Source organism: Brevundimonas sp. SGAir0440 (assembly GCF_005484585.1).
In the GTDB taxonomy this organism is placed as follows: Bacteria; Pseudomonadota; Alphaproteobacteria; order Caulobacterales; family Caulobacteraceae; genus Brevundimonas.
The window spans coordinates 544,888-568,569 of sequence record NZ_CP039435.1 but is presented as its reverse complement, the minus strand read 5'-3'; the positions used below and the strand labels follow the sequence as shown (position 1 = coordinate 568,569).

The 23,682-nt window shown below is 67.3% G+C and carries 24 protein-coding genes; 8 read left to right on the top strand and 16 right to left on the bottom strand.

Features of this window, described 5'->3' with window-relative positions; genetic code table 11:
* Positions 1-63: 63 nt before the first annotated feature.
* The 4 genes from E7T10_RS02690 to E7T10_RS02675 form a co-directional block, all read right to left on the bottom strand.
* Positions 64-1,014, bottom strand: coding sequence for a right-handed parallel beta-helix repeat-containing protein (locus E7T10_RS02690; RefSeq protein ID WP_137720617.1), 951 nt, complete (start codon positions 1,012-1,014; stop codon positions 64-66).
* Positions 1,014-1,811, bottom strand: coding sequence for a PA-phosphatase (locus E7T10_RS02685; protein WP_137720616.1), 798 nt, complete (start codon positions 1,809-1,811; stop codon positions 1,014-1,016). The genes E7T10_RS02690 and E7T10_RS02685 overlap by 1 nt, the downstream gene beginning before the upstream one ends.
* Positions 1,808-2,305 carry a hypothetical protein gene (locus E7T10_RS02680; protein WP_137720615.1) on the bottom strand — a complete coding sequence of 166 codons (498 nt, stop codon included), beginning with the start codon at positions 2,303-2,305 and terminating at the stop codon, positions 1,808-1,810. The genes E7T10_RS02685 and E7T10_RS02680 overlap by 4 nt, the downstream gene beginning before the upstream one ends.
* Positions 2,306-2,382: 77 nt before the next feature.
* Complete coding sequence (locus tag E7T10_RS02675) at positions 2,383-2,661, bottom strand: ribonuclease (RefSeq protein WP_137720614.1); 279 nt, start codon at positions 2,659-2,661, stop codon at positions 2,383-2,385.
* Positions 2,662-2,764: 103 nt separating this feature from the next.
* On the opposite strand from E7T10_RS02675, the gene E7T10_RS02670 reads away from it, so the two are divergent.
* Positions 2,765-3,769, top strand: a complete 1,005-nt coding sequence (locus E7T10_RS02670; RefSeq protein ID WP_137720613.1) for an LLM class flavin-dependent oxidoreductase — start codon at positions 2,765-2,767, stop codon at positions 3,767-3,769.
* Here E7T10_RS02670 and E7T10_RS02665 read toward each other — a convergent pair.
* Positions 3,766-4,737, bottom strand: a complete 972-nt coding sequence (locus E7T10_RS02665) for an alpha/beta fold hydrolase (protein WP_137720612.1) — start codon at positions 4,735-4,737, stop codon at positions 3,766-3,768. The genes E7T10_RS02670 and E7T10_RS02665 overlap by 4 nt on opposite strands.
* Positions 4,738-4,784: 47 nt before the next feature.
* Between E7T10_RS02665 and E7T10_RS02660 the strand changes: the two genes are divergently transcribed.
* Positions 4,785-5,621 (top strand): aldo/keto reductase, encoded by an 837-nt coding sequence (locus E7T10_RS02660; RefSeq protein WP_137720611.1) that lies wholly within the window; start codon positions 4,785-4,787, stop codon positions 5,619-5,621.
* Positions 5,622-5,793: 172 nt separating this feature from the next.
* On the opposite strand, the gene E7T10_RS02655 is transcribed toward E7T10_RS02660, so the two are convergent.
* The gene (locus E7T10_RS02655) at positions 5,794-6,195 is read right to left on the bottom strand and encodes an HIT domain-containing protein (RefSeq protein ID WP_210416199.1); all 402 of its coding nucleotides are present in this window, start codon (positions 6,193-6,195) and stop codon (positions 5,794-5,796) included.
* Entirely contained in the window at positions 6,192-7,094 is a 903-nt protein-coding gene (locus E7T10_RS02650; protein ID WP_137720609.1) for an SIMPL domain-containing protein, read from the bottom strand. Before E7T10_RS02650 ends, E7T10_RS02655 begins: the two co-directional genes overlap by 4 nt.
* 138 nt (positions 7,095-7,232) lie before the next feature.
* On the opposite strand from E7T10_RS02650, the gene mdh reads away from it, so the two are divergent.
* A complete protein-coding gene (gene mdh, locus E7T10_RS02645) occupies positions 7,233-8,195 on the top strand; it encodes a malate dehydrogenase (protein ID WP_137720608.1) in 963 nt (320 codons plus the stop codon).
* Between the two features lie 84 nt (positions 8,196-8,279).
* Here mdh and E7T10_RS02640 read toward each other — a convergent pair whose 3' ends face one another.
* Together E7T10_RS02640 and zapE are read right to left on the bottom strand one after the other, a co-directional pair.
* On the bottom strand, positions 8,280-8,780 hold the full coding sequence (locus E7T10_RS02640; RefSeq protein WP_168189871.1) for a YbjN domain-containing protein: 501 nt from the start codon (positions 8,778-8,780) through the stop codon (positions 8,280-8,282).
* Between the two features lie 35 nt (positions 8,781-8,815).
* Positions 8,816-9,907 (bottom strand): cell division protein ZapE, encoded by a 1,092-nt coding sequence (zapE, locus tag E7T10_RS02635; protein ID WP_137720606.1) that lies wholly within the window; start codon positions 9,905-9,907, stop codon positions 8,816-8,818.
* 141 nt (positions 9,908-10,048) lie between these two features.
* Here zapE and E7T10_RS02630 point away from each other — a divergent pair, with 141 nt between their 5' ends.
* Together E7T10_RS02630 and rarD are read left to right on the top strand one after the other, a co-directional pair.
* The gene (locus E7T10_RS02630; protein ID WP_137720605.1) at positions 10,049-11,095 is read left to right on the top strand and encodes an aspartate-semialdehyde dehydrogenase; all 1,047 of its coding nucleotides are present in this window, start codon (positions 10,049-10,051) and stop codon (positions 11,093-11,095) included.
* Positions 11,096-11,231: 136 nt separating this feature from the next.
* Positions 11,232-12,155, top strand: a complete 924-nt coding sequence (rarD, locus tag E7T10_RS02625; protein ID WP_210416139.1) for an EamA family transporter RarD — start codon at positions 11,232-11,234, stop codon at positions 12,153-12,155.
* Here rarD and E7T10_RS02620 read toward each other — a convergent pair.
* The 6 genes from E7T10_RS02620 to E7T10_RS02595 all read right to left on the bottom strand — a co-directional run bounded on the left by E7T10_RS02620 (position 12,152) and on the right by E7T10_RS02595 (position 18,329).
* Positions 12,152-13,285 (bottom strand): serine hydrolase domain-containing protein, encoded by a 1,134-nt coding sequence (locus E7T10_RS02620; RefSeq protein ID WP_137720603.1) that lies wholly within the window; start codon positions 13,283-13,285, stop codon positions 12,152-12,154. The genes rarD and E7T10_RS02620 overlap by 4 nt on opposite strands.
* A gap of 85 nt (positions 13,286-13,370) precedes the next feature.
* On the bottom strand, positions 13,371-13,640 hold the full coding sequence (locus tag E7T10_RS02615; protein WP_039243854.1) for an ATP synthase F1 subunit epsilon: 270 nt from the start codon (positions 13,638-13,640) through the stop codon (positions 13,371-13,373).
* 2 nt (positions 13,641-13,642) lie between these two features.
* A complete protein-coding gene (atpD, locus tag E7T10_RS02610; RefSeq protein WP_137720602.1) occupies positions 13,643-15,187 on the bottom strand; it encodes a F0F1 ATP synthase subunit beta in 1,545 nt (514 codons plus the stop codon).
* A 37-nt stretch (positions 15,188-15,224) separates the two neighbouring features.
* A complete protein-coding gene (locus E7T10_RS02605; protein WP_045809980.1) occupies positions 15,225-16,103 on the bottom strand; it encodes a F0F1 ATP synthase subunit gamma in 879 nt (292 codons plus the stop codon).
* 32 nt (positions 16,104-16,135) lie between these two features.
* Positions 16,136-17,668, bottom strand: a complete 1,533-nt coding sequence (atpA, locus tag E7T10_RS02600) for a F0F1 ATP synthase subunit alpha (protein WP_137720601.1) — start codon at positions 17,666-17,668, stop codon at positions 16,136-16,138.
* Between the two features lie 106 nt (positions 17,669-17,774).
* The gene (locus E7T10_RS02595; protein ID WP_137720600.1) at positions 17,775-18,329 is read right to left on the bottom strand and encodes a F0F1 ATP synthase subunit delta; all 555 of its coding nucleotides are present in this window, start codon (positions 18,327-18,329) and stop codon (positions 17,775-17,777) included.
* A 345-nt stretch (positions 18,330-18,674) separates the two neighbouring features.
* On the opposite strand from E7T10_RS02595, the gene E7T10_RS02590 reads away from it, so the two are divergent.
* Entirely contained in the window at positions 18,675-19,502 is an 828-nt protein-coding gene (locus E7T10_RS02590) for a TerC family protein (protein WP_137720599.1), read from the top strand.
* Positions 19,503-19,507: 5 nt separating this feature from the next.
* Entirely contained in the window at positions 19,508-20,281 is a 774-nt protein-coding gene (locus tag E7T10_RS02585; protein WP_137720598.1) for a glutaminyl-peptide cyclotransferase, read from the top strand.
* A 67-nt stretch (positions 20,282-20,348) separates the two neighbouring features.
* Here E7T10_RS02585 and katG read toward each other — a convergent pair whose 3' ends face one another.
* Complete coding sequence (katG, locus tag E7T10_RS02580; RefSeq protein ID WP_137720597.1) at positions 20,349-22,619, bottom strand: catalase/peroxidase HPI; 2,271 nt, start codon at positions 22,617-22,619, stop codon at positions 20,349-20,351.
* A gap of 145 nt (positions 22,620-22,764) precedes the next feature.
* Between katG and E7T10_RS02575 the strand changes: the two genes are divergently transcribed.
* A complete protein-coding gene (locus E7T10_RS02575) occupies positions 22,765-23,664 on the top strand; it encodes a hydrogen peroxide-inducible genes activator (protein ID WP_137720596.1) in 900 nt (299 codons plus the stop codon).
* Positions 23,665-23,682 lie beyond the last annotated feature (18 nt).

The window sequence follows — 23,682 nt, the reverse complement described above, 5'->3', positions numbered from 1 at the left end:
CCAATCCCCTGATCGCTCTGTTCCGCAATCAGCCCCGAACCGCCGGTGCGTGCAAGGCCTCTATCAGCGTCGCACGACGTTGCGCGCCGCCAGATTCCCCGTGGCCCCGTCGCCGTCGTCCGCGCTGGAGCCGAACGGCCAGCCCCGGTCGTCGCCGCAGTAGCGTCGCCCGCCCTCACGCGACCCGATCACCACCGCGCGCGGCCGCAACCAGCCCGCGCCGGTGAACAGATTGTCCGTAATCTGATTATAGGACGGCGTCTGGTGGCGGATCACGCCGTCCTCGCCGCAGTTGCGGTATAAGAACACCCCGCCCTTGCCGTGCAGCGCCAGCCGGTTGCCGACGATGCGGTTGGCGCCCGACCCGTCCACCGCGATCTGCTCGCGCCCGGTGCGAATATCGAAATCATTATCCTGGATCAGCGCGCCTGCGCTCTCGGCGTCCAGATAGACGGCGGTCGAGGTCGAGCGCCCCGTAAAGCGGGATCGCGTCACCGTGGTGCGCGTCACCCCCGGCCCGATATAGAGGGGAATGGTCCCCACGCCCTCGAACCGAACCCGGTCCAGGGTGACGCGGAGCGGCGCGGCGGACTGGGCCGCTTGGGTGTGCCCGGCGGTGCGTGACGAGGCCAGCAGGTCGCGCATCGATCCGCCCGCCCCCATGCCCCAGATCCGCACATTGCCGACGACGGTGCAGTTTCGGATCGTTACATCGACCGGCCGCGACCACCGATCGCCCTCGCGGCGGGACCAGACGGCGAGGGTCGGGGCTGTGGTCGTCGCCGGGCCCGGCGCGCGGATCGTCCCGCCCCCGCAATCCAGCGACGCGCCTGAACTCTCCCCGCCTTCGATCAGCACGCGGCGGCGGATATCGACGCCCGGCAGGTCGGCTTGGCACGTCAGGCGATAGGGCTGCGTCGACGGCGCCGTCAGCGCCGCCACCTCTTGCGGCGTGCACGGTCTGGCGGCTGGCGCCTGAAAGGTCAGCAAGGCCAGGGCCAGCGCCGCCGTCATCAGGGCAGAGGGATCGCCAGGGCCGCGCGCTCGGCCGCGCAGCCGGGATTGGTCAGGCCGCTGCGGCGCGCAGCCGCCAGTTCGCCCCTCGCCGCCGCCATGTCCGCCTGGAAGGCCGGGGTGGCGACGGCCCTGGCCGCAACATCCCGCCCGATCTGTTCGCCGATCGCGACATCGGTCGGATAGTGCATGGCGCAGACCAAGCGGCTGACCCCGATCTCATGGCCGATCCGGCGCACGGCCTCCGCGCGGTCCGGCTCCAGCGCCGCAAAGGCCTCGCCATAGGCCGTCGCGACCGCCGCGCTGCCGGACGGATAGGAGGCGCTGCGTCTCGCCGCCGGCGTCAGGGTCTGGCAAGCGCGCCGGTCGGGGTCGTCGCCGACCGGCCGCAGCCGCGCCTGGCGCGCCTTGACGCGTTCGGCCGCACTGTTCGCATCGTGGAAGATCCGCGCCATCACCCGGTCCAGCGCCGGCATCTCGGCCGACCCCAGACGAACACCCAAGGCGCAATCGAAATGTTGCAGGGCCAGCGGCGGACGCAACTCTGCATGGGCGGTCGCGAGCAGCCAACGGTCGCCGTCTTCCAGAGCCACAAGACGCGCCGAGGCCGCCTTGTCCGCAATATCCGCGACGGACCCCGGAGCCGGGGCCGGCGGGACTGCGTTCGTCAATTGGACGACAACGTCATCGCTCAAATAGCCTTCAGCCGGCATCGCGCCGTCCGGCTTGGGCGCCCCTGCGCACCCACCGGCCAGAAGGATCGCCGTCGCCGCGCCCAGGGCGGCGACCCGCTTCACTGACCGGCGCTCCAGCCCAGCTGGACCGAGGTCACGCCGGTCTCGGTCGGCGTGGCGACGACCTGTAGCGAGGCGCCGTTCACCGCGTCCGCCGCCGCGCCATAGGCGCGCGTGTCGCCCTGGTTCATTCCGGCGACGGAGCGCAGGCCCGCCTTCTCGGCGCGCTCGCGATAGAAGGCGACGACATCGTCCGGCGAGGCGGTGGTGGTGAAGGTCACCAGGCCGCCCGGCCCGGCCTCGCCGCCGGCGGCCAGCGGCTGTCCGTCCACCTGTGCGCCGGGATACACGACGGCGAAGGGCGGCGGCCCGTCGGCGGCGGCGGGTGCAGTCCCCCCTACGACGGCGGGCACTTCGGCTGCTGGAGGCGTCGCACCAGCGACGGCCGGCGCCGACGCTTCAGGCGCAGCCTTGGCCTCGACCGGTTGGGCCGGGCGATCACATCCTGCGAGGCAAAACAGAACCACAACGGCAGAGGCCGCCAAGCGAAGCGTCATCGAAAGGTCGTCCTTGGACCGATGGAAGGTCAGAGCGCCACCGTGGCGCATGGTTGCGGCGGCGGCAAGGCGCCCGCTCAGTCTGCGGCGTCGTCCTGGTCCTTCGAGCCTTTATCGGCCGAACCTTCTTGGGCCAGCCGGTCGTTGATCTCGGCGGAATCGGGATCGTCATCCGTACCCGCAGCCGAACCGCCACGCAGCGAGCCTGCCCGCGTGTCCGATCCCGAATCGCTGCCGTCCAGCGCGTCGATCAGCGTATCCGCCTTGTGACCCAGATCCGGCTTTTCACCCATGTCGGCGGCTTCGCGGGCGTCGTCACAATCCGCTTCGGGCTTGGGGGAATCGGTGTCGGTCATGGCGCATCGCTCCGCTTGTCGAGATCAGTTTAAAGCGCCTGATCCGGTTGCGGTTCCAGCCCCTCGCCCTTGAACCCAAAGGCACAGACCCGATCTAGGCGTCATGATCCCATTTTCAGTTCTCGACCTCTCCCCCATCGTCGAAGGCGGCGACGCCCGACGCGGTCTGGATGAAACCCTGGCCCTGGCCCAGGCGGCCGATCGACTGGGCTATGAGCGGTTCTGGCTGGCCGAACATCACAATATGCCCGGCATCGCCAGCGCCGCCACCGCCATCGTCATCGGCCATGTTGCGGCGGGGACCGAGCGCATCCGCGTCGGCTCCGGCGGCGTCATGCTGCCCAACCACGCGCCTTTGGTCGTCGCCGAACAGTTCGGCACGCTGGAGACCCTGTTCCCCGGCCGCATCGACCTCGGCCTGGGCCGCGCGCCCGGCACGGACGGCGCCACCGCCCGTGCGCTGCGCCGCTATTTCGAGGGCGCCGATCAGTTTCCGCGCGACGTCGTCGAACTGATCCAGTGGTTCGAGCCGGCGTCTGAGAACCAGCCCGTCCGCGCCGTCCCGGGCGCCGGCCTGCGCGTGCCGATCTGGCTTCTGGGCTCCAGCCTGTTCAGCGCGCAACTGGCGGGGCAACTGGGCCTGCCCTACGCCTTCGCGAGCCACTTCGCGCCCGAATTGCTGCTGGAGGCTCTGGCCCTGTATCGCCGTGAGTTCGTTCCCTCGGACCGCTTGGCCAAGCCTCACGCCATGGCCGCGATCAACGTCTTCGCCGCCGATACGGACGCCGAGGGCGTGCGCCTGTCCACCTCGATGCAGCAGAGCTTCGCCCGCCTCTCGACCGGCAAGCCGGGCAAGCTGCCCCCGCCCGTCGACGACATCGCCACCATCCTGACGCCGCAGCAGATCGCCGGCGCCAAGGGCCGGCTGCTCTATTCCGCCATCGGCGGTCCGGAAACCGTCAAGCGCCAACTGACCGACTTCATCGCCCTGACCGGCGTGGACGAACTGATGGTCACCGGCATGATGTTCGACAATACCGCCCGCATCCGCAGCCTGGAGATCGTCGCCGAGGCGCGTGGTCAGATGACGACGAAGCAGGCGGCCTAGAGGCCCTTCAGGAAATCCAGCAGCAGGCGGTTGATCTCGTCCGCCCGTTCCTGCTGGATCCAGTGACCCGCGCCCGGCACGACGATCGAGCGGATCAGGTTCGGCGCCCAGTCCTTCAGACCCGCCTCGTGCCCGCCGGCGTAGTGGCGCACCGGATCGTCCTCGCCGACGATGAACAGGGCGGGCGGGGTGATCTTCTGGTCCTGCACAAAGGCCGTCAGCGACCAGTTCAGGTCCATCGCCCGGTACCAGTTCAGGGGTCCTTCGAACCCGCCGGCTGAGAAGGCGCGCATATATTCGTCGAAATGCGCTTCGCTCATCCACGGCGGCAGGGTCGCATCGTCGGCGATAGTGTCCAGCAGGTCCACGCCTTCGGGCATGAAGCCGGTCGATCTGCGATCGGCGGGGGTCGCGCCGTCGTAGGCGTAAAACAGCTTCCTAAGCGCCATCGTCGGATCGGCGTCCAGCGCGCGGTGCGCATCCGGCGCCTGGAATCGGCTGATGTAGAGGTCGCCCAGCCCGGCCCGTTTCGAGATGGCGGCCATGGCGGCGGTGGGCAGTCCCTTGGGTCGGCGCGGCTGGAACGGCACCGACAGGCCCGCGACTGCGGTGAAGAGATCGGGCCGCAACAGGGCGCAATGCCAGGCCACCGGCGCGCCCCAGTCATGCCCGACGACGATGCACGACGCCTTGCCCAGCGCGCGGACCAGATCGACCATGTCGCCGACCAGATGCAGGATCGAGTAGGCCTCCACCCCTGCCGGCTTGTCCGTCCCGCCATAGCCCCGCATATCGGGAGCGGCGACATGATAGCCCGCCTGCGCGATCGCCTGGACCTGAGCGCGCCAGCTGATCCCCACTTCGGGAAAGCCGTGGATCAGCAGGACCAGAGGCGCGTTATCATCCTCGAACCCGGCCTCCAGAACCTGTTGGACCAGACCGTCGGTCTTGATATGCCGGGTTCGCATCGCTTCCTCCGACGGCGTCTTCGCCGCTCATTATCGTCAGGACGGACATGACCCGCCTCGTCACCTTTGCGGACGGTACGACCGTTCCCGCCCTCGGCCAAGGCACCTGGGAGCTGGGCGACGACCCGGCCTGGCGCGATGAGGAGCAGCAGGCCCTGGCGCGCGGGATCGACCTGGGCATGACCCTGATCGACACGGCTGAACTGTATGGCGACGGCCGCTCGGAGCGGCTGGTGGGCGAGGTCATCGCCGGACGCCGCGACGAGGTCTTCGTGGTTTCCAAGGTCCGGCCCGAGAATGCGTCGGAGATGAAGATGATGCTGGCCTGCGAGAAGTCGCTGGAACGGCTCGGCGTCGAGCGGCTGGACCTCTACCTGCTGCACTGGGAAGGCCATGTTCCGCTTGAAGAGACCGTCGAGGCCTTCCGAGATCTGGTCGACGAGGGGATGATCGCCCGCTGGGGCGTGTCCAACCTGGACCTGCGCGCCATGGAGCAGTTGATGGAGATCGAGGGGGGCGCGGACTGCGCCGCCAATCAGCTGCTCTATAATCTCGGCTCACGCGGGGTGGAGTTCGACCTCTTCCCATGGATGCAGGCGCGCGACATGCCCATGATGGCCTATTCGCCGCTTGGGCGGGGCGAACTGCTGGAACAGCCCCTGATCCGCGACATCGCCAATCGCCATTCGGCCAGCCCGGCCCAAGTGGCGCTGGCCGCCGTCCTGCGCCACGACGGCGTCATCGCCATCCCCAAGGCCAGTTCCATCGAACACGTCGAGGCCAACGCCGACGCCCTGGAGATCCAGTTCGACCTGGAGGATCTGGAACGGCTGGATGCGGCCTTCCCGCCCCCGAAACACGCCGTGCCGCTGGATATTATCTGACGGATGGATGCGGTCGCCCCGAAGCGCACCCATATTCTAGCTCGTCATCCTAGGGCTTGTCCCTAGGATCCATACGCCCGGTGCGTCCGCAGTGTGCACCCTGCTTGATACACCGGGAGTATAGGTCCTCGCCACAAGGGCGAGGATGACGGACCAATGAGACGGCGGAAACTCACCCGCCCTTCGCGACCTCCAACAACCGCGCCCGCTCATCGTCTGTATACGGAACAACTGGTCCGCGACCCCAGACCGGATCGGGCCAAAGACCGTCGTCGCGGCGGCGCCCGACCACATGGACATGCAGTTGCGCCGTCAGATTGCCGATGGCGCCGACGTTCAGCTTTTCGACCGCACCCAGTCGTCGAACCAGCGCTCCGGCCCGCACCGTCTCCTCCATCAATGTGGCCCGCTGTTCGACGCTGAGGTCTTCCAGCTCCACCGCGCCCTCGACGCGCGGAATCAGGATCAGCCAGGGAAAGCGGGCGTCGTCCTGAAGCCGCACATGGCACAGCGGCCATTCGGCGACGGCGACCGATCCCGCCTCGAAGGCGGGCGCAACCTCAAACCCCATCAGTTCAGTCCGTAAATGACGCAGGCGCTGTCGGTCATCACCTGCAACGGGGGTTGCAGCGCCAGCCGCGCCGCCTCGATCTGAGCCTCGCTGGGCGCCCCGCCTCCGGGCGCTGGAGGCGGGGGCGGCGGCGGCGGTGGCGGCGGAGGCGGGGGTGCATAGGCCATGCGCGACCCCGTCACGACGATGTCGTCCACCGTCGTCTCCTGCCCGCCGCCTGCGGCGTACGAAGGCCAGCCCGCCAGCACGTCCGTCTGACAGACCCGGCCCGACGGATCGATGATCTTGACCCGGCCCAGGGTCGCGCCCGCATTGGTCGCCGCCGCCTCGGCCCGGCGGCGCGCATCCTTCATCGCCTCGGCCTGCAGATTGGCCTTCCAGCTGTTGTCGGGCTCCAGGTTGAAGTTCACCTGTCCGATCGAGGTCGGACGCGAAGCCACGATGGTCGCATAGACCCGCTCGATCAGGCGCACGTCGCGTACCGTCACATTGACCGAGGCGTCGGCCTGATAGCGGGCTACGCGGTCGGCGCGGGTATTGTCGCGCATCACCCCGTTTTCGTCGCGGTACTGGTCATAGAGCGGGCGCGTGGTGACGCTGGTCTCGACCCGCACCTTGTCCGCGCCATAGGCCGACAAGGCCTGGCTCAGCGCCCGCACCTGATCGGCGGCGGCGCGCGAGGCCTCGGCGACGCTGCGGTCCACCGACTGGAAGCTGGCCGAGACGAAGGCGCGGTTGGCCTGGATCTCGACCCGGACCTGGCCGAGCGACGCGATCACCGGATCGCGCATCCACCAGGGTGCGGGGATATAGCGGTCGCCGATCGTCGCGGGCGGCGTCTGGGCCAGCACCGGCGTGGCGACCGAGGCCAGCAGCAGGGCGAAAGCGAATGAACGGCGCATCAAAATCCTCCGGTTGTCGCCGGACCTTCGCAAGCCTGACCAAGGCCGTAAAGCGAGGTTCTTGCGACAGCCGCGCGAGGGGTCTAGACCGCCCGCACGATTAATCCCCTTTCGCACACGCAATAAACGGAGACATCCATGGCTCGCGCGAAGATCGCCCTTATCGGCGCCGGCATGATCGGCGGAACCCTGGCCCACGTGGCCGCGCGCGAAGCCCTGGGCGACGTGATCCTGTTCGACATCGCCGAAGGCACCCCGCAGGGCAAGGCGCTGGACATCGCCGAGGCCTCGGCCGTCTTCGGCCAGGACGTGGCCCTGAAGGGCGCCAACGACTATGCCGACATCGCGGGCGCCGACGTCTGCATCGTCACCGCCGGCGTGCCGCGCAAGCCGGGCATGAGCCGCGACGACCTGATCGGCATCAATCTGAAGGTCATGAAGGCCGTCGGCGAGGGCATCAAGGCCCACGCCCCCAACGCCTTCGTCATCTGCATCACCAACCCGCTCGACGCCATGGTCTGGGCCCTGCAGAAGTTCTCGGGCCTGCCCAAGGAGAAGGTCGTCGGCATGGCCGGCGTGCTGGACTCGGCCCGCTTCGCCTACTTCCTGGCTGAAAAGACCGGCGTGTCGGTTCAGGACATCCACGCCTGGACCCTGGGCGGTCACGGCGACGACATGGTGCCGATGGTGCGCCACTCGACCGTCGGCGGCCTGCCCCTGCCGGACGCCGTCGCCGCCGGCTTCCTGTCGCAGGACGAACTGGACGCCATCGTCGAGCGCACCCGCAAGGGCGGCGGCGAGATCGTGGCCCTGCTGAAGACCGGCTCGGCCTTCTACGCCCCGGCTGAAAGCGCGATTGCGATGGCCAAGTCCTATCTGCTGGACCAGAAGCGCGTCCTGCCCTGCGCCGTCTGGCTGTCGGGCGAATACGGCCTGTCGGACCTCTACGTCGGCGTTCCCGCCCTGATCGGCGCCGGCGGCGTTGAGAAGATCGTCGAGTTCACCACCAACGACGAAGAAAAGGCCATGTTCGAAAAGTCCGTCGCCTCGGTCCAGGGCCTGCTTCAAGCCTGCAAGGACATCGACGCCTCGCTGGCGTAAGCCGCGCGACCATCGAATGACGAAGGGCCTGCGGAGCGATCCGCAGGCCCTTTTTCTTTTCCTTCTCCCATTGGGGGAGGCAGCTCATCGCGGCGCGACGTAGCCCATGCCTGCCGCAAACTTGGGCAGCAGTTGCAGCCAGACCGTCAGCGGGTCCGCCAGTTGCGCCACGCCTTCGCCCGACAGCACGACGACATCGTACTGCACCGTCGCCGTCGGCGTTTCGGCGGCGGTGTGGAAGGCTTTCAGATAGCGGTTGTCGCGGTTCCAGGCGTTGACCGCATCCAGCGTCGCGCCGGCGCCCGGCACAACGGCGCTGAACTGAACCTCGCCGCAGCCAGACGCCTCGCAGCCATAGAAGAAGACCGCCCAGGTCAGGCCCGCATTGGTCACGGTGAAGAAGGTCAGGCCGTTCTCGGTCTGCACAGGCCCGACCCGCCCGCCCAACCCGGTGATCCAAGTCGCAACCTCGGCCGGCGTCAGCCCGCGACTGGCCGCAGCCGGCGCCGTCTGGGCGAACGCTCCTGCCGCCGTCAGCGGCGATAAGGTCAAAGCAAGGGCGGCGGCGAGGGCGAGACGGCGCATGAAAACACTCCGAAGGTCAGCCGACACCCTAGCCATCACTCGCGGACGTGCGCCAGCCAGTCCTTGCTCTGCATTTCGTTGAAGCGCGACACGGTGCGCTCGAACTCGAACGCCCCCACCCCTTCGGTATAGAGGGCCTCCGGCTTGGCCGCCGCCAGCACAATCAGCTTGGTCTTGGCCTCATAGAGGGCGTCCACCAGGGTCACCAGACGCCGCGCTTCGTGGTGGTTGGCCGAGCTCAGGATCGGCACGTCTTCCAGGAACAGGGTGTGGAACCGCTGGGCGATGGCCAGATAGTCCTGCGGCCCCAGCGGCCTGGCGCACAGCTCGGCAAACGTCGCCCGCGCCATCGATCCCACGGTGCGCTGCACCACCACATCGCGGCCCAACACGCTCAGGTGCGCCGGCTCCTCCGGTTCGCCCCCCTTCAGCTCGCGCCATAACGCCTCGAACGCCGCGCGGTCGTCCGGCGTGTGCCAGACCTGGGCCGAGGTCATCCGGTCCAACCGCCAGTCCCGCGCCCCGGCCGTCTCCACGACCATGCAACGCTCGCGGATGATGTCGATGAAGGGCAGGAAGAGCTGGCGGTTGATGCCGTTCTTGTAGAGGTCCTCCGGCGCGCGGTTCGAAGTGATGGCCAGCACCACCCGATCCTCGAACAGGGCTTCGAACAGCCGGCCCAGGATCATGGCGTCGGCGATGTCGGTGACCTGCAGTTCGTCGAAACACAGCAGCCGGGCTTCCGACGCGATCAGCTTCGCGATCGGCGGGATAGGATCGTCGCCCCTGTGGGTTCCGAACACGGCCTTGCGGGTCTTCGCATCCCCTTCGCGCCACTGTTTCACCAGGTCGTGGATACGGGCCATGAAGGCGTGAAAGTGCGCGCGCGTCTTTCGCGGCTCCGGCGTCGCCGAATAGAACAGGTCCATCAGCATCGACTTGCCGCGTCCGGGCGGGCCGTAGAGATAGACGCCCCGCACCTCCGGCGCCTTGCCGAACAGGCCGCGTTTGGCCAGATCGACCTCCAGGCGCTCCAGCGCCGTGATCACGCTATCCTGCGCCGGATCGGGCGTCAGCACGCCCTCTTCCACGCGGATGTCGTAGGCGTTGCGGATACGGGAGGTCATGGGAGCGGTGCTTAACGCTCCCTCCAGCGAAAAGCGATTGCTTCACGGCCCTGAACGCCTATTTGCAAGGCCATCACTACAATGCGCTCAAGCAGCGAGGCCCCGTGGGCGGAGCGGTAGCGCGTCCGAAGGACAAGAAACATGGGTTATCGCGTCGCCATCGTCGGGGCCACGGGCAATGTGGGCCGCGAAATGCTGAACATCCTCGAGGAGCTGGAATTCCCCGTCGATGAAATCCACGCCATCGCCTCGCGCAAGTCCAAGGGCGTCGAGGTCTCCTTCGGCGACAAGACCGTCAAATGCCAGGACATCGAGCAGTTCGACTTCTCAAAGGTCGATATCGTCCTGATGTCCGCCGGCGGCGCGGTGTCCAAGGAATGGTCCGAGAAGATCGGCAAGGCCGGCCCCATCGTGATCGACAACTCCTCGGCCTTCCGCAAGGACCCCGACGTGCCGCTGATCGTGCCCGAGGTGAACCCGGACGCCATCAAGGACGCGACCAAGAAGAACATCATCGCCAACCCCAACTGCTCGACCATTCAGCTGGTGACGGCGCTGAAGCCGCTGCACGATGCGGCCAAGATCAAGCGGGTGGTCGTCTCGACCTATCAGTCGGTGTCCGGCGCCGGCAAGGAAGGCATGGACGAGCTGTGGAACCAGACCAAGGCCATCTACGGCCTGGGCGACGCCACGCCCAAGAAGTTCCCCAAACAGATCGCCTTCAACGTCATCCCCTACATCGGTTCCTTCCTCGAGGACGGCTCCACCGACGAGGAGAAGAAGATGTCGGACGAGACGCACAAGATGCTGGACCCCGACATCCAGGTCACCGTCACCTGCGTGCGCGTGCCGGTCTTCGTGGGTCACTCCGAGGCCGTGAACGTCCAGTTCGACCGCCCCATCGAACCCGACGAGGCCCGCGCCATCCTGCGCGAGGCGCCCGGCGTGCTGGTCATCGATAAGCAGGAGCACGACGGCTACATCACCCCCGTCGACGCCGCCAGCGAACACGCCGTCTATGTCAGCCGCATCCGCAAGGACCCGACCGTCGAGAACGGCCTGAACCTTTGGGTCGTGTCCGACAACCTGCGCAAGGGCGCCGCCTTGAACGCCGTCCAGATCGCCCAGCTTCTGGACGAGACGGGCGTGATCAAGTCGTCGTCGGGATATCGTTCGATCACGGTCTGACGCTCCACCCCGTCATCCTCGGGCTTGACCCGAGGACCGGATGCTCCGCCGCTGGTGCGAACGAGCGACGCACAGGCGCCCGCCGCGCCCGATCCTCGGGTCAAACCCGAGGATGATGGCGGGGATGAAGGACCCCATGACCGCCTCCCCCTCTCCCAACGACCCGCGCGCCGTCGGCACGGCTATCGCCTGCTACACCCTGTGGGGGTTGCTGCCGCTGTTGTTCATGGCGATGTCGGCGCACGGCTTCGGCGCGCCAGAAATCCTGGCGCACCGGGCGGTCTGGTCGGTCTTCGTGGCGGGCCTGGTCCTGCTGCTGGCCGGGCAATGGGGCGAGGCGCGCCGGGTGCTGGCCACGCCGCGCACCCTGGCCTGGCTGGCCCTGTCCGCGCTGTTGATCGGCACCAACTGGAGCCTCTACGTCTTCGCCACCACCCATCATGCGACGCTGGAGGCCAGCCTCGGCTACTATATCAATCCCCTGCTGAACATGGCGGCCGGCGCCGTGCTGTTCCGCGAGAAGATCGACCGCTGGAGCGCGCTGGCCATCGGTCTGGCCGCCATCGGGGTCGTGATCCAGACGATCGCCCTCGGGCATGTGCCGATCATCGGCCTGACCCTGGCCGTTACCTTCTGCGCCTATGCGGTGATCCGTAAGCGCGTGCCCGCCTCGGCCCAGACCGGGCTGTTCGTGGAATGTCTGGTGCTGCTGCCCATCGGTGCGGTCTTCCTGGCCTGGTTGACCACCCACGGTCAGGCGGTCGGGTTCGCCTCGCCGTCCGGTCTGATCTGGGCGCTGGTGAACGGCCCGGCGACCGTGATCCCGCTGGCGCTGTTCGCCTGGTCGGCGCGGCGTCTGCCCCTGTCCACGGTCGGCTTCATCCAGTTCCTGGCCCCGACGCTGCAGTTCGCCTGCGGCGTCGCGACCGGCGAGCCGCTGACCCTGCTGCGGATCGTCTCCTTCGTCTTCATCTGGGCCGGCGCCGGCGTCTTCGCCCTGGCCGCCTTCAATCGCAGCCGCGCCGCCAAGCGCGCCGTCGCCCTGTCCAAGACGGTCTAGACGGCGGCGTAGAGCGCCTCCAGCAGACGCCTCGCCCGAGGATCGCCGATCAGGTGCGGCGACTGGCGCGTCATCACATAGGCCGCCGACAGCTTCCGCGACGGATCGGCCATGGCCATCGACCCGCCCCAGCCGTAATGGCCGAAGGCTTCGTTGGACCCGAAGACCTTCAGCCCGTCATTGCGCATCAGCCCCGCCGCCCAGCTGATCGTATAGGGCAGCACCTTGTCCGGCCCGTGGATACGCTCGCGCGTCAGCTGATCCAGCGTTCCCGCCGACAGCACCGACCGGCCGTCCAGCACGCCGCCATTGGCGACCACGCCCAGCATCTTCGCCAGCCCCAGGGCCGTGCCGTGCAGATTGGCCGACGGGATCTCCATCTCGCGCCAGGCCGCCGAGCCGCGCCCGCCCGGCGCCGAGCCGCGATCCAGGAAGGCCGCCTGTTTGATCGGATCGATGGTCCCCAGGCTGGGGGCCGCCGTGGGTTTGCGCATCTGCGCCACCCTCCCGTGTTCGCTTTCGGGCAGGCCGATCCACAGGTCCAGCTCCGGGAAGTCCTGGCGCAGCGCCTGGCCCATCGTCCGTCCGGTCGCGCGGCGATAGACCTCATTGGCCAGATAGCCGACGGTGATCGGGTGGTAGCCCGACGCTGAACCCGGCGCCCACATCGGCGCCTGGGCCGCCAGACGCGACAGAACTGCGGACACGTCGAACCAGATCGTCGGATCGACCGCCTCTGAAAAGCCCGGCAGCCCCGACTGGTGGCTCATCAGCTGGGCCACGGTGACCTCCGCCTTGCCCGCCGCCCCGAACTCGGGCCACAGCGAGGCGACCGTCTGGTCATAGTCGATCTGCCCGGCCTCGACCGCGCTCGCCATCAGGATGGCCATCACCGCCTTGCCGGTCGAAAACACCGAGGTCAGGGTGGTGTCGGTGAACGGCGTGGTCCTGGCCGTATCCGCATGGCCCGCCCACAGATCGACGACCGTCTCGCCCTCGACCAGCACGCTGAACCGCGCCGCCTGCTCGTTCAGCCCCTCGGGCGCGGCGGTGAAGTTGGCGGCGAACGCCTCGCGCACGGTCTCGAAACCGGCTGCGCAGACGCCGTGGATGTCGATGAGATCGGTCATGGGCAGGTCCTAGCGCGCCCGCCGCCCACGAAAAAGGCCTCCCGCCGAAACGGGAGGCCTCAAATCGTTCGATCCTTAGCCAAGATCAGGCCGCGACGACCTCGGTAGCCTGTTCGGCCAGGATGGTGAGGCCTTCGCCGTTCACGTCGGCGAAACCGCCGTGGACGTCGTACTGGGTCTTTGAGCCGTTGTTATAGACGGTCACCAGACCCTCGCGCAGGGCGGTCATGAAGGGCGCGTGGTCCGGCAGAACGCCGAAGTCGCCCTCGACGCCCGGTGCATCGACCTGGTCCACGAGGCCCGAGAAGACCTCGCGTTCCGGCGAGACGAGGGAGAAGTTCAGCTTGCCGGCCATGATCAGGCTTCCGACGCCATCTTCTCGGCCTTGGCGACGGCCTCTTCGATGGAGCCGACCATGTAGAAGGCGGCTTCCGGCAGGTGGTCGTATTCACCGGCGACGATGCCCTTGAACGAGCGGATCGTGTCGGCCAGCTCGACGAACTTGCCGGGCGAGTTGGTGAACTGTTCGGCCACGAAGAAGGGCTGAGACAGGAAGCGTTGGATCTTGCGGGCGCGGGACACGACCAGCTTGTCCTCTTCCGACAGCTCGTCCATGCCCAGGATGGCGATGATGTCCTTCAGTCCCTTGTACTGCTGCAGCACTTCCTGAACCGAACGGGCGACGTTGTAGTGTTCGTCACCGATGACCAGCGGGTCCATGATCCGCGAGGTCGAGTCCAGCGGATCGACGGCCGGGAAGATGGCCTGGGCGGCGATGTCGCGGCTCAGAACCGTCGTGGCGTCTAGGTGGGCGAACGAGGCGGCGGGCGCCGGGTCGGTCAGGTCGTCGGCGGGCACGTAGATGGCCTGGACCGAGGTGATCGAACCCTTCTTGGTCGAGGTGATGCGCTCTTGCAGGTTGCCCATCTCGGTGGCCAGCGTCGGCTGATAGCCCACGGCCGAGGGGATGCGGCCCAGCAGAGCCGACACTTCCGAACCGGCTTGGGTGAAGCGGAAGATGTTGTCGACGAACAGCAGCACGTCCTTGCCTTCCTCGTCACGGAAGTATTCCGCGATCGACAGGCCGGTCAGGGCGACGCGGGCGCGGGCGCCGGGGGGCTCGTTCATCTGGCCGTAGACCAGGGCGCACTTGGAGCCCTCGGTTGAGCCGCCGTTCTTGGACGGGTCCACGTTCACGTTGGACTCGATCATCTCGTGATACAGGTCGTTGCCTTCGCGGGTGCGCTCGCCCACGCCGGCCAGAACCGAATAACCGCCGTACGCCTTGGCGATGTTGTTGATCAGCTCCTGCATGGTCACGGTCTTGCCCACGCCGGCGCCGCCGAACAGGCCGATCTTGCCGCCCTTGGTGTAGGGGCACATCAGGTCGATGACCTTAATGCCCGTGACCAGGATTTCCGACGAGGTCGACTGCTCTTCGAAGCTGGGCGCTTCCTTGTGGATCGGGCGGTATTCGGTGGTGGCGATCGGGCCGGCTTCGTCGATCGGCTGGCCGACGACGTTCATGATGCGGCCCAGGGTGCCGGGGCCGACGGGGGCCTGGATCGACGAACCGGTGTCGGTCACGGGCTGGCCGCGCGTCAGGCCTTCGGTCGTGTCCATCGAGATGGCGCGGACCATGTTCTCACCCAGGTGCTGGGCGACTTCCAGCACCAGGGTGAAGGGCTCGCCCGTCTTCTGGTCGACGTTCTGGGTGTGCAGGGCGTTCAGGATCGCCGGCAGGTGGCCGTCGAACTCGACGTCGACGACGGCGCCGATGACCTGGGCGATCTTGCCCGTGCCGGAGACGTTGACGGGCGCGGCGGCCGCAGCGGCCTTGGCGGCGGCGGGCTTGCGGGCGGCGGGTTTCTTGGCGGCGGGGGGGGCGACGGTGTCGGTCATGGTTGGGGTCCGTATCGGAATGTCTGTTCGGTCGGGATCAGAGGGCTTCGGCGCCAGCGATGATCTCGATCAGCTCGGTGGTGATCTGGGCTTGACGCTTGCGGTTGTACTGCAGCGTCAGGGCGTTGATGAGGTCGCCCGCATTGCGCGTCGCGTTGTCCATCGCCGCCATCTGCGAGCCGAAGAAGCCGGCCTGGTTCTCGTACAGCGCGGCCAGGATCTGGGTCGTCAGCGCACGCGGCAACAGGGTTTCCAGGATTTCCTCTTCCGAAGGCTCGTACTCATAGACCGCGCCGTTCAGGTCGATCGGCGCGGCATCGCCCTCGACCACGGCCGGGATGAGCTGCTTGGCCGTCGGGACCTGTTGGATCACCGACTTGAACTGGCTGTAGAACAGGGTGACCACATCGGCCTGGCCCTCTTCGAACGCCGTGGCGATCATTTCGGCGACCGGCTGGGCGGACGGCAGGCCGATCGTCTTGTGGTCCGACAGTTCGAAGGTGTGAACCACCTTGTCGCCGTACAGACGCGCCAGCTGATCGCGCGACTTCTTGCCGACGGCGATGATCTTCACGTCCTTGCCGGCGTTGATCAGGCTGTTGATCCGCTCGCGCGCGGCGCGGATGACGTTGGTCGAAAAACCGCCCGCCAGACCCTTGTCCGCCGTCGCCACCACGATCAGGTGACGCTGGTCCTGGCCCGTGCCCGACAGCATCTTGGGCGCGTCGGCGCCCGAGACGCCGGCGGCCAGATTGGCGATGACCGAGGCCATCTTCTGCGCATAGGGCCGGGCGCTCTCGGCCTGATCCTGGGCGCGCTTCAGCTTGGCCGCGGCGACCATCTGCATGGCTTTCGTGATCTTCTGCGTGGCTTTCACGCTTCCGATCCGATTGCGCATTTCCTTAAGGCTGGCCATCCGGCGCTACTCTCTCAGCTGTCCGGAGGGGCTCAGGCGAAGGTCTTGACGAAGGCGGCCAGGATGTCCTTCAGCTCGGCTTCGAGGTCCGAGGTCAGGTCCTTCTTGGTGCGGATGCCTTCCAGCAGCGACGCGTGGTTCGCATGGATGCGCGCCAGCAGCTCCTTCTCGAAGCGGCCGACGTCGCCGACCGCGATGCCGTCGATATAGCCGCGCGTGCCGGCGTAGACCGAGACGACCTGCTCTTCCATCGCCAGCGGCGAATACTGCGGCTGCTTCAGCAGTTCCGTCAGGCGGGCGCCGCGCGCCAGCAGCTTCTGGGTCGAGGCGTCCAGGTCCGAGCCGAACTTGGCGAAGGCGGCCATCTCGCGATACTGGGCCAGCTCGCCCTTGATCGAACCGGCGACCTTCTTCATCGCCTTGGTCTGGGCCGAGGAGCCTACGCGCGACACCGAGATGCCGACGTTCACGGCCGGACGGATGCCCTGATAGAACAGGTCCGACTCCAGGAAGATCTGGCCGTCGGTGATCGAGATCACGTTGGTGGGGATGTAGGCCGAAACGTCATTGGCCTGGGTTTCGATGATCGGCAGGGCGGTCATCGAGCCCGAACCGTAATCCTCGTTCAGCTTGGCCGAGCGCTCCAGCAGGCGGCTGTGCAGGTAGAAGACGTCGCCCGGATAGGCTTCACGGCCGGGCGGACGGCGCAGCAGCAGCGACATCTGGCGATAGGCGACGGCCTGTTTCGACAGGTCGTCATAGACGATCAGGGCGTGCATGCCGTTGTCGCGGAAGAACTCGCCCATGGCGGTGCCGGCGAACGGGGCCAGGAACTGCAGCGGGGCGGGCTCCGAGGCGGTGCAGGCCACGACGATCGTGTATTCCAGCGCGCCCGACTCTTCGAGGGTCTTGACGATCTGAGCGACCGTCGAACGCTTCTGACCGATGGCGACGTAGATGCAGTAGAGCTTGGCGCTCTCGTCGTCGGTCTTGTTGACGCTGTTCTGGTTCAGGATGGTGTCGATGGCGACGGCGGTCTTGCCGACCTGACGGTCGCCGATGATCAGCTCGCGCTGGCCGCGGCCGACGGGGATCAGGGTGTCGATGGCCTTCAGGCCGGTCTGCATCGGCTCGTGAACCGACTTGCGCGGGATGATGCCGGGCGCCTTGACGTCCACGCGGCGGCGCTGGGTGAACTCGATCGGGCCCTTGCCGTCGATCGGCTCGCCCAGCGGGTTGACGACGCGGCCCAGCAGGCCACGGCCGACCGGCACGTCCACGATCTCGCCCAGGCGGCGCACGTCGTCGCCCTCGGCGATGGCGGCGTCGGCGCCGAAGATCACGGCGCCCACGTTGTCGCGTTCCAGGTTCAGGGCCATGCCCTTCACGCCGGCCTTGGTGAACTCGACCATTTCACCGGCCTGGACGTTGTCCAGACCATGGATGCGGGCGATGCCGTCGCCGACCGACAGCACGCTGCCGACGTCGGAGACATCGGCTTCGACGCCGAAGTTGGCGATCTGCGACTTGAGGATGGCCGAGATTTCAGCGGCGCGGATGTCCATGACGGGCTCTCTGTTCTTCAGTCTTCTGCGGGTGCGCCGTTCAGGCGCGCATTCTGGGTGGCGGGAGCGCGTTTAGGCGCGCAACATTTTGGTTTCTGAAACGCGTCTAGGCTCGTTTCAGGGCGAACTTCATCTGGTCGAGCTTGGTCTTCAGCGAGGCGTCGAACAGTTTCGAGCCCACCTTGACCTTCAGGCCGCCCAGGATCGACGGATCGACGCGTGCGGTCAGTTCCGGCGCCTTGCCCAGGCTCTTGGACAGGGCGGCGGTGATGGCGGCGACCTGTTTGGCGTCCAGCGGCTGGGCCGAGACGACCTCGGCGGCGACGACGCCGGCGTGTTTGGCGTAGCGGGCCTCAAACCCGGCGATCACGGCCGGCAGGTCCCTGGCGCGGCCGTTCTGCGACAGCAGGCCCAGGAAGTTGGTCGTGGTCTGCTCGAACTTGGCCTTGGCGGCGATGGCGACCAGACCCTTGGCCTGATCGGGCGCGGCGATGACGGGCGATGTGGCCAGGCGACGCAGGTCGGCGCTTTCGGTCCAGGCCGCCTTCAGCGACTTCAGGTCGGCGCGGACGGCGTCCAGGCGGCCGGTTTCCAGCGCCAGGTCGAACAGCGCCTGTGCGTAGCGATCGCCGACTTCCGTCGTTCTGAAATCATCAGCCACTGATTAGGGTCCGAGGTCGTTGTGTCAGGGTCGCAACCGACTGCGAGGCTCGCAACGGTCAAAAGCTTGAAATGCTTACGGAAAGCACGACGGAGGCCGTATCCGTAAATACGCCCCCTTCAAGCCGGGCGCCTGATAGCACGGGGTTTCGCCGCTCGCAACATTGCGTGAAGGCGCGCCGATGCCGCAGGGCGAGAGCGCGCCGCCGTTTCCTTCCACACAGCCTAGGAAGGGCGACTGCGCCAAAGGGGGGTGCGACCATGACGCCGCACCCCATCGCTTGATCGGAACCTGCGTCGGCCCTAGCGATTTCCGCTCAAGCTTTATCCTCCACCAGGAACCCCGATGCTCGACAGCATAACCCCCCTGCTCTCCGATCCGGCCGCCTGGGCCGCATTGGTGACCCTCATCGTGATGGAGGTCGTGCTCGGCATCGACAACCTGATCTTCATCTCGATCCTGTCGAACAAACTGCCCGAGCATCAGCGCCAGAAGGTGCGGCGCATCGGTATCGGCCTGGCTTTGATCATGCGCTTGGCCCTGCTGTCGATCATCGCCTGGCTAGTCGGCCTGGTGCAGCCGGTCTTCACCGTCATGGGCAATGAGTTTTCCTGGAAGGACCTGATCCTGATCGCGGGCGGTCTGTTCCTGGTCTGGAAGGCGACCAAGGAGATCCACCACACGGTCGATCCCACGCCCAGCCACGATGTCATGGACAAGAAGGACGTGGTCATCGCCAACGCCGGCGCGGCCATCTTCCAGATCATCCTGTTGGACATCGTCTTCTCGATCGACTCGATCCTGACCGCCGTCGGCATGACCGAGCACCTGCCGATCATGGTCGTCGCCGTCCTGGTCGCCGTGACCGTCATGCTGCTGGCCGCCGACCCCTTGGCCAACTTCATCAACAAGAACCCCAGCGTCGTCATGCTGGCGCTCGGCTTCCTGCTGATGATCGGCATGGTGTTGATCGCCGACGGCTTCGGCTATCATGTGCCCAAGGGCTATATCTATGCGGCCATGGCCTTCTCGGCCGGTGTTGAGGCGTTGAACATGCTGGGTCGTCGATCCGCATCCAAGAAGGAAAAGGCCGAACTGGCCCGCAGCGAGGCGAACGCCGCAGAGGCCCGCGCCCAAAAGGCCGAGGCCGAAGCCGCCGCCGAGCGGGGCTGAGCCTCATGACGGGCCTGTCGTCCCGGCTCGCCGGCCTCGTCGCCGGCCTGCTGCTGACGACAGGCGTCGCCCTGCCGGTCGGGGCCGAAGTCCCGGTCCAAACTTATGAGGTCGTGCGGGCCTATCCGCACGACACGGGGGCCTTCACCGAAGGCCTCTTCTTCCATGACGGCGGCCTTTACGAGAGCACGGGCCTTTACCCGTCCTTCATCCGCAAGGTCGATCTGGAGACCGGCCGCGTAGAGCGTCAGCGCGACCTGCCGACCATCTATTTCGGCGAGGGCATGACCACGCTGAACGGCAAGCTCTACAGCCTGACCTGGCGCAACCACATCGGCTTCATCTGGAAGCTGGACGATTTCTCGCCTCTGGGCGGCTTTTCCTATCCGGGCGAGGGCTGGGCCCTGACCACCGACGGCCGCCGTCTGATCATGAGCGACGGCACCGATCAGCTGCGCTTCCTCGATCCCGAGACCCTGGCCGAGACCGGCCGCGTCTCCGTCACCGCCGACGGCCGGCCGCTGGATCAGATCAACGAGCTGGAATGGATCGACGGCGAGGTCTTCGCCAATATCTGGCAGGACAACCGCATCGCGCGCATCGATCCCGAGACCGGCGTGGTCAAGGCCTTCATCGATCTGACCGCCCTGGTCCCCAAGGGCGAGAACCTCGACCCCAACGACGACGTCCTGAACGGCATCGCCTGGGACGCGGCGGGCAAACGCCTGTTCGTCACCGGCAAACGCTGGCCGCAGCTGTTCGAGATCAAGCTGCGCTGATCCGCACGAAGAAAAGGCCGGACGCTGCGACGCGCCCGGCCCTCTTCTTTTTCAGTCTCTGCCCGACTCAGCCGTGCAGGTCGAACCGGTCCAGCTCCATGACCTTGGTCCAGGCCGCCACGAAGTCCGTGACGAACTTCCCTTCGGCGTCGGCTCCGGCATAGACCTCGGCCAGCGCGCGCAGCACGGCGTTGGAGCCGAACACCAGATCGACACGCGTGCCGGTCCACTTGGCTTCGCCCGTCTTGCGATCGCGGCCTTCGAAGACGTCCTTGGCCTCCGAGGTCGCCGCCCACTTCACGTCCATGTCCAGCAGATTGACGAAGACATCGTTGGACAGCACGCCGGGCCGCTCGGTCAGCACGCCATGCGTCGCGCCGCCCGTATTGATGTTGATCGCTCGCAGGCCGCCGATCAGCACCGTCATCTCCGGCGCCGTCAGCGTCAGCCGCTGCGCCTGATCGATCAGCAGCGACTCGGCCGGCACGGCATAGCGCGCCTTCTGGAAGTTGCGGAAGCCGTCGGCGACTGGTTCCAGATAGCCGAAGGATTCGACATCCGTGTCCGCCTGGCTGGCGTCCGTCCGGCCGGGCGTGAACGGCACGCTGGCGTCGTGGCCCGCCGCCTTGGCCGCCTGCTCGACGCCCGCATTGCCGGCCAGCACGATCAGGTCGGCCAGTGACACCTTCTTGCCGCCCGTCTGCGCCTGGTTGAACTCGGTCTGGATGCGCTCCAGCGTCTCCAACACCCGGTGCAGCTGTTCGGGCTGGTTGACGGCCCAATCCTTCTGTGGCGCCAGGCGAATGCGGGCGCCGTTGGCCCCGCCCCGCTTGTCCCCGCCGCGGAAGGTCGAGGCCGAGGCCCAGGCCGTGCCCACCAGTTCGGCGGTGCTCAGCCCCGAGTCCAGCACCTTGGCCTTCAGAGCCGCCGCGTCCGTCGCGTCGATCAGCGGGTGATCGACCTCCGGCACCGGATCCTGCCACAACAGGACTTCGCTCGGGACTTCCGGCCCGACGTAGCGCGAACGCGGCCCCAGATCGCGGTGCGTCAGCTTGAACCAGGCCCGCGCAAAGGCGTCGGCGAACGCTTCCGGATCATTCAGGAACCGGCGCGAGATCTTCTCGTATTCCGGGTCGAACCGCATCGACAGGTCGGTCGTCAGCATGGTCGGCCGCTTCTTCTTGGCCGGATCGTGGGCGTCGGGGATGATCTCGCCCGCGTCCTTGGCCACCCACTGATGCGCGCCCGCCGGGGACTTCTCCAGCTCCCATTCGAAGCCGAACAGGTTCTCGAAATAGAAGTTGCTCCACTGGGCCGGGGTCTGGGTCCAGGTGACTTCCAGGCCGCTGGTGATGGCGTCGGCGCCGTGCCCCGTGCCGAAGCTGGAGGTCCAACCCAGGCCTTGCGCCTCCAGGCCGTCGCCTTCCGGCTCTGCGCCGACGTGGTCGGCCGGGCCCGCGCCGTGCGTCTTGCCGAAGGTGTGGCCGCCCGCGATCAGGGCGACCGTCTCCTCATCGTTCATCGCCATCCGGGCGAAGGTGTCGCGGATGTCGCGCGCTGCCGCGATCGGATCGGGGTTGCCGTCGGGGCCCTCCGGGTTGACGTAGATCAGGCCCATCTGCACGGCCGCCAGCGGGTTCTCCAGATCGCGCGTATGCTCGTCGCCGTCGGCGTCATCGTCCGAAACCAGCACAGCCTCGTCGCCCGGCTTCACCACCCCGTCCGAGCCGTGGGCATAGCGTTCGTCGCCGCCCAGCCAGGTTGTCTCGCGACCCCAGTAGACGTCCTGATCCGGCTCCCAGGTATCGGCGCGGCCGCCGGAGAAGCCGAAGGTGCGGAAACCCATCGTCTCCAGCGCGACGTTCCCGGTCAGGATCATCAGGTCGGCCCACGAGATGGCCTGGCCGTACTTCTGCTTAATCCGCCACAGCAGGCGGCGCGACTTGTCGATATTTACGTTGTCGGGCCAGGAGTTCAGCGGGGCGAACCGCTGCTGGCCCCGCCCGCCGCCGCCCCGACCATCGCCGACGCGATAGGTGCCGGCGCTGTGCCAGGCCATGCGGATGAACTGCGGGCCGTAATGGCCGAAGTCGGCCGGCCACCAGTCCTTGGAGTCCGTCATCAGCGCGCGCAGATCCGCCTTCAGTGCCTCGTAGTCCAGCTTGGAGAAGGCCTCGCGGTAGTCGAACGACTCGCCGAGCGGATCGGACTTGGCCGAATGCTGGTTCAGCAGATCGACCCGCAGCTGGTTGGGCCACCAATCGCGGTTCTGAACGCCGCCGCCTGCGACCGATCGGGGCGTCCGGCCGGAAAAGGGGCATTTGGCTTCGTCGGTCATGCTGTTTTCTCCCTGCTGCTCTGGCGCGCGACGGCGAGCGATTTTTCATCGCCCTGTAGATGATGGGGTCATACGACACAGGTCAAACAGATAAAGCCAATCGATTATCCTTGGCGTCAGCATAGGACGGGCCTATTTCGCTTCCATGCTCCCCACCCTGCGTCAGCTCCAGTATCTCAAGCTCCTGGCCGAACACGGCAGCTTCTCGCGCGCCGCCGAGGCCGCCCACGTCAGCCAGCCCGCCCTCAGCGCCGGAGTGCAGGAGCTTGAGCGCATCCTGGGCGCGCCGGTGGTCGAACGCGCGCGCGGCGCCGTGATCATGACCGCCGTCGGAGCGGAGGCCGTTCGCCGCGCCGAGGACGTCCTGGCCCGCACCGAGGATCTGGTCGAGGCGGCCAAGAACGCTGGCCGCCTGCTGTCTGGCCGCTTCCGCCTGGGCGTCATCCCCACCGTCGCCCCCTTCCTGCTGCCCGCCAAGCTACCGTCGGTGAAGGCCGCCTATCCCAGCCTGAAGCTGTTTATCCGCGAGGATCTGACGCCCCGACTGATCGCGGCGCTGAAGGCGGGTCAGATCGACGCGGCGGTCATCGCCCTGCCCTATGATGCGCCGGGCATCGCCCACGCCCGCATTGGCGATGACGAGATCATGGCCGCCGCCCCCGCCGACCATGCCCTGGCCGCGCCCGGCCCCATCCGTCCCGGCTCGCTGCGGGCCGAGGATCTGATCCTGCTGGAGGACGGCCATTGCCTGCGCGACCACGCTCTGGCGGCGCTGGACATCGAGGCCCCGCGCGGCGACGACTTCTTTGCGGCCACCAGCCTGCATACCTTGGTTCAAATGGTCGGCTCGGGCCTCGGCGTCTCCTTCCTGCCCAAGATGGCGGTTCAGGCCGGACTGGCCGACACCCCCTCCGTCGCCATTCGCGCCTTCGAGAACCAGGCCGACGGCGCCCCGCCCCACCGCGAGATCGTCGTCGCCTGGCGCGCCGGCTCCAGCCGCGCCCCCGAGGCCCGGCTGCTGGCCGAGGCCCTGAAGCTAGAGTGAAGCTAGAGTAGAAAATGG

Coding starts and splice junctions, on each gene's coding strand:
- E7T10_RS02690 (WP_137720617.1), bottom strand. CDS start 1,014: ATGACGGCGGCGCTGGCCCTGGCCTTGCTGACCTTTCAGGCGCCAGCC.
- E7T10_RS02680 (WP_137720615.1), bottom strand. CDS start 2,305: ATGACGCTTCGCTTGGCGGCCTCTGCCGTTGTGGTTCTGTTTTGCCTC.
- E7T10_RS02675 (WP_137720614.1), bottom strand. CDS start 2,661: ATGACCGACACCGATTCCCCCAAGCCCGAAGCGGATTGTGACGACGCC.
- E7T10_RS02670 (WP_137720613.1), top strand. CDS start 2,765: ATGATCCCATTTTCAGTTCTCGACCTCTCCCCCATCGTCGAAGGCGGC.
- E7T10_RS02665 (WP_137720612.1), bottom strand. CDS start 4,737: ATGCGAACCCGGCATATCAAGACCGACGGTCTGGTCCAACAGGTTCTG.
- E7T10_RS02660 (WP_137720611.1), top strand. CDS start 4,785: ATGACCCGCCTCGTCACCTTTGCGGACGGTACGACCGTTCCCGCCCTC.
- E7T10_RS02650 (WP_137720609.1), bottom strand. CDS start 7,094: ATGCGCCGTTCATTCGCTTTCGCCCTGCTGCTGGCCTCGGTCGCCACG.
- mdh (WP_137720608.1), top strand. CDS start 7,233: ATGGCTCGCGCGAAGATCGCCCTTATCGGCGCCGGCATGATCGGCGGA.
- E7T10_RS02640 (WP_168189871.1), bottom strand. CDS start 8,780: ATGCGCCGTCTCGCCCTCGCCGCCGCCCTTGCTTTGACCTTATCGCCG.
- zapE (WP_137720606.1), bottom strand. CDS start 9,907: ATGACCTCCCGTATCCGCAACGCCTACGACATCCGCGTGGAAGAGGGC.
- E7T10_RS02630 (WP_137720605.1), top strand. CDS start 10,049: ATGGGTTATCGCGTCGCCATCGTCGGGGCCACGGGCAATGTGGGCCGC.
- rarD (WP_210416139.1), top strand. CDS start 11,232: ATGACCGCCTCCCCCTCTCCCAACGACCCGCGCGCCGTCGGCACGGCT.
- E7T10_RS02620 (WP_137720603.1), bottom strand. CDS start 13,285: ATGACCGATCTCATCGACATCCACGGCGTCTGCGCAGCCGGTTTCGAG.
- E7T10_RS02615 (WP_039243854.1), bottom strand. CDS start 13,640: ATGGCCGGCAAGCTGAACTTCTCCCTCGTCTCGCCGGAACGCGAGGTC.
- atpD (WP_137720602.1), bottom strand. CDS start 15,187: ATGACCGACACCGTCGCCCCCCCCGCCGCCAAGAAACCCGCCGCCCGC.
- E7T10_RS02605 (WP_045809980.1), bottom strand. CDS start 16,103: ATGGCCAGCCTTAAGGAAATGCGCAATCGGATCGGAAGCGTGAAAGCC.
- atpA (WP_137720601.1), bottom strand. CDS start 17,668: ATGGACATCCGCGCCGCTGAAATCTCGGCCATCCTCAAGTCGCAGATC.
- E7T10_RS02590 (WP_137720599.1), top strand. CDS start 18,675: ATGCTCGACAGCATAACCCCCCTGCTCTCCGATCCGGCCGCCTGGGCC.
- E7T10_RS02585 (WP_137720598.1), top strand. CDS start 19,508: ATGACGGGCCTGTCGTCCCGGCTCGCCGGCCTCGTCGCCGGCCTGCTG.
- katG (WP_137720597.1), bottom strand. CDS start 22,619: ATGACCGACGAAGCCAAATGCCCCTTTTCCGGCCGGACGCCCCGATCG.
- E7T10_RS02575 (WP_137720596.1), top strand. CDS start 22,765: ATGCTCCCCACCCTGCGTCAGCTCCAGTATCTCAAGCTCCTGGCCGAA.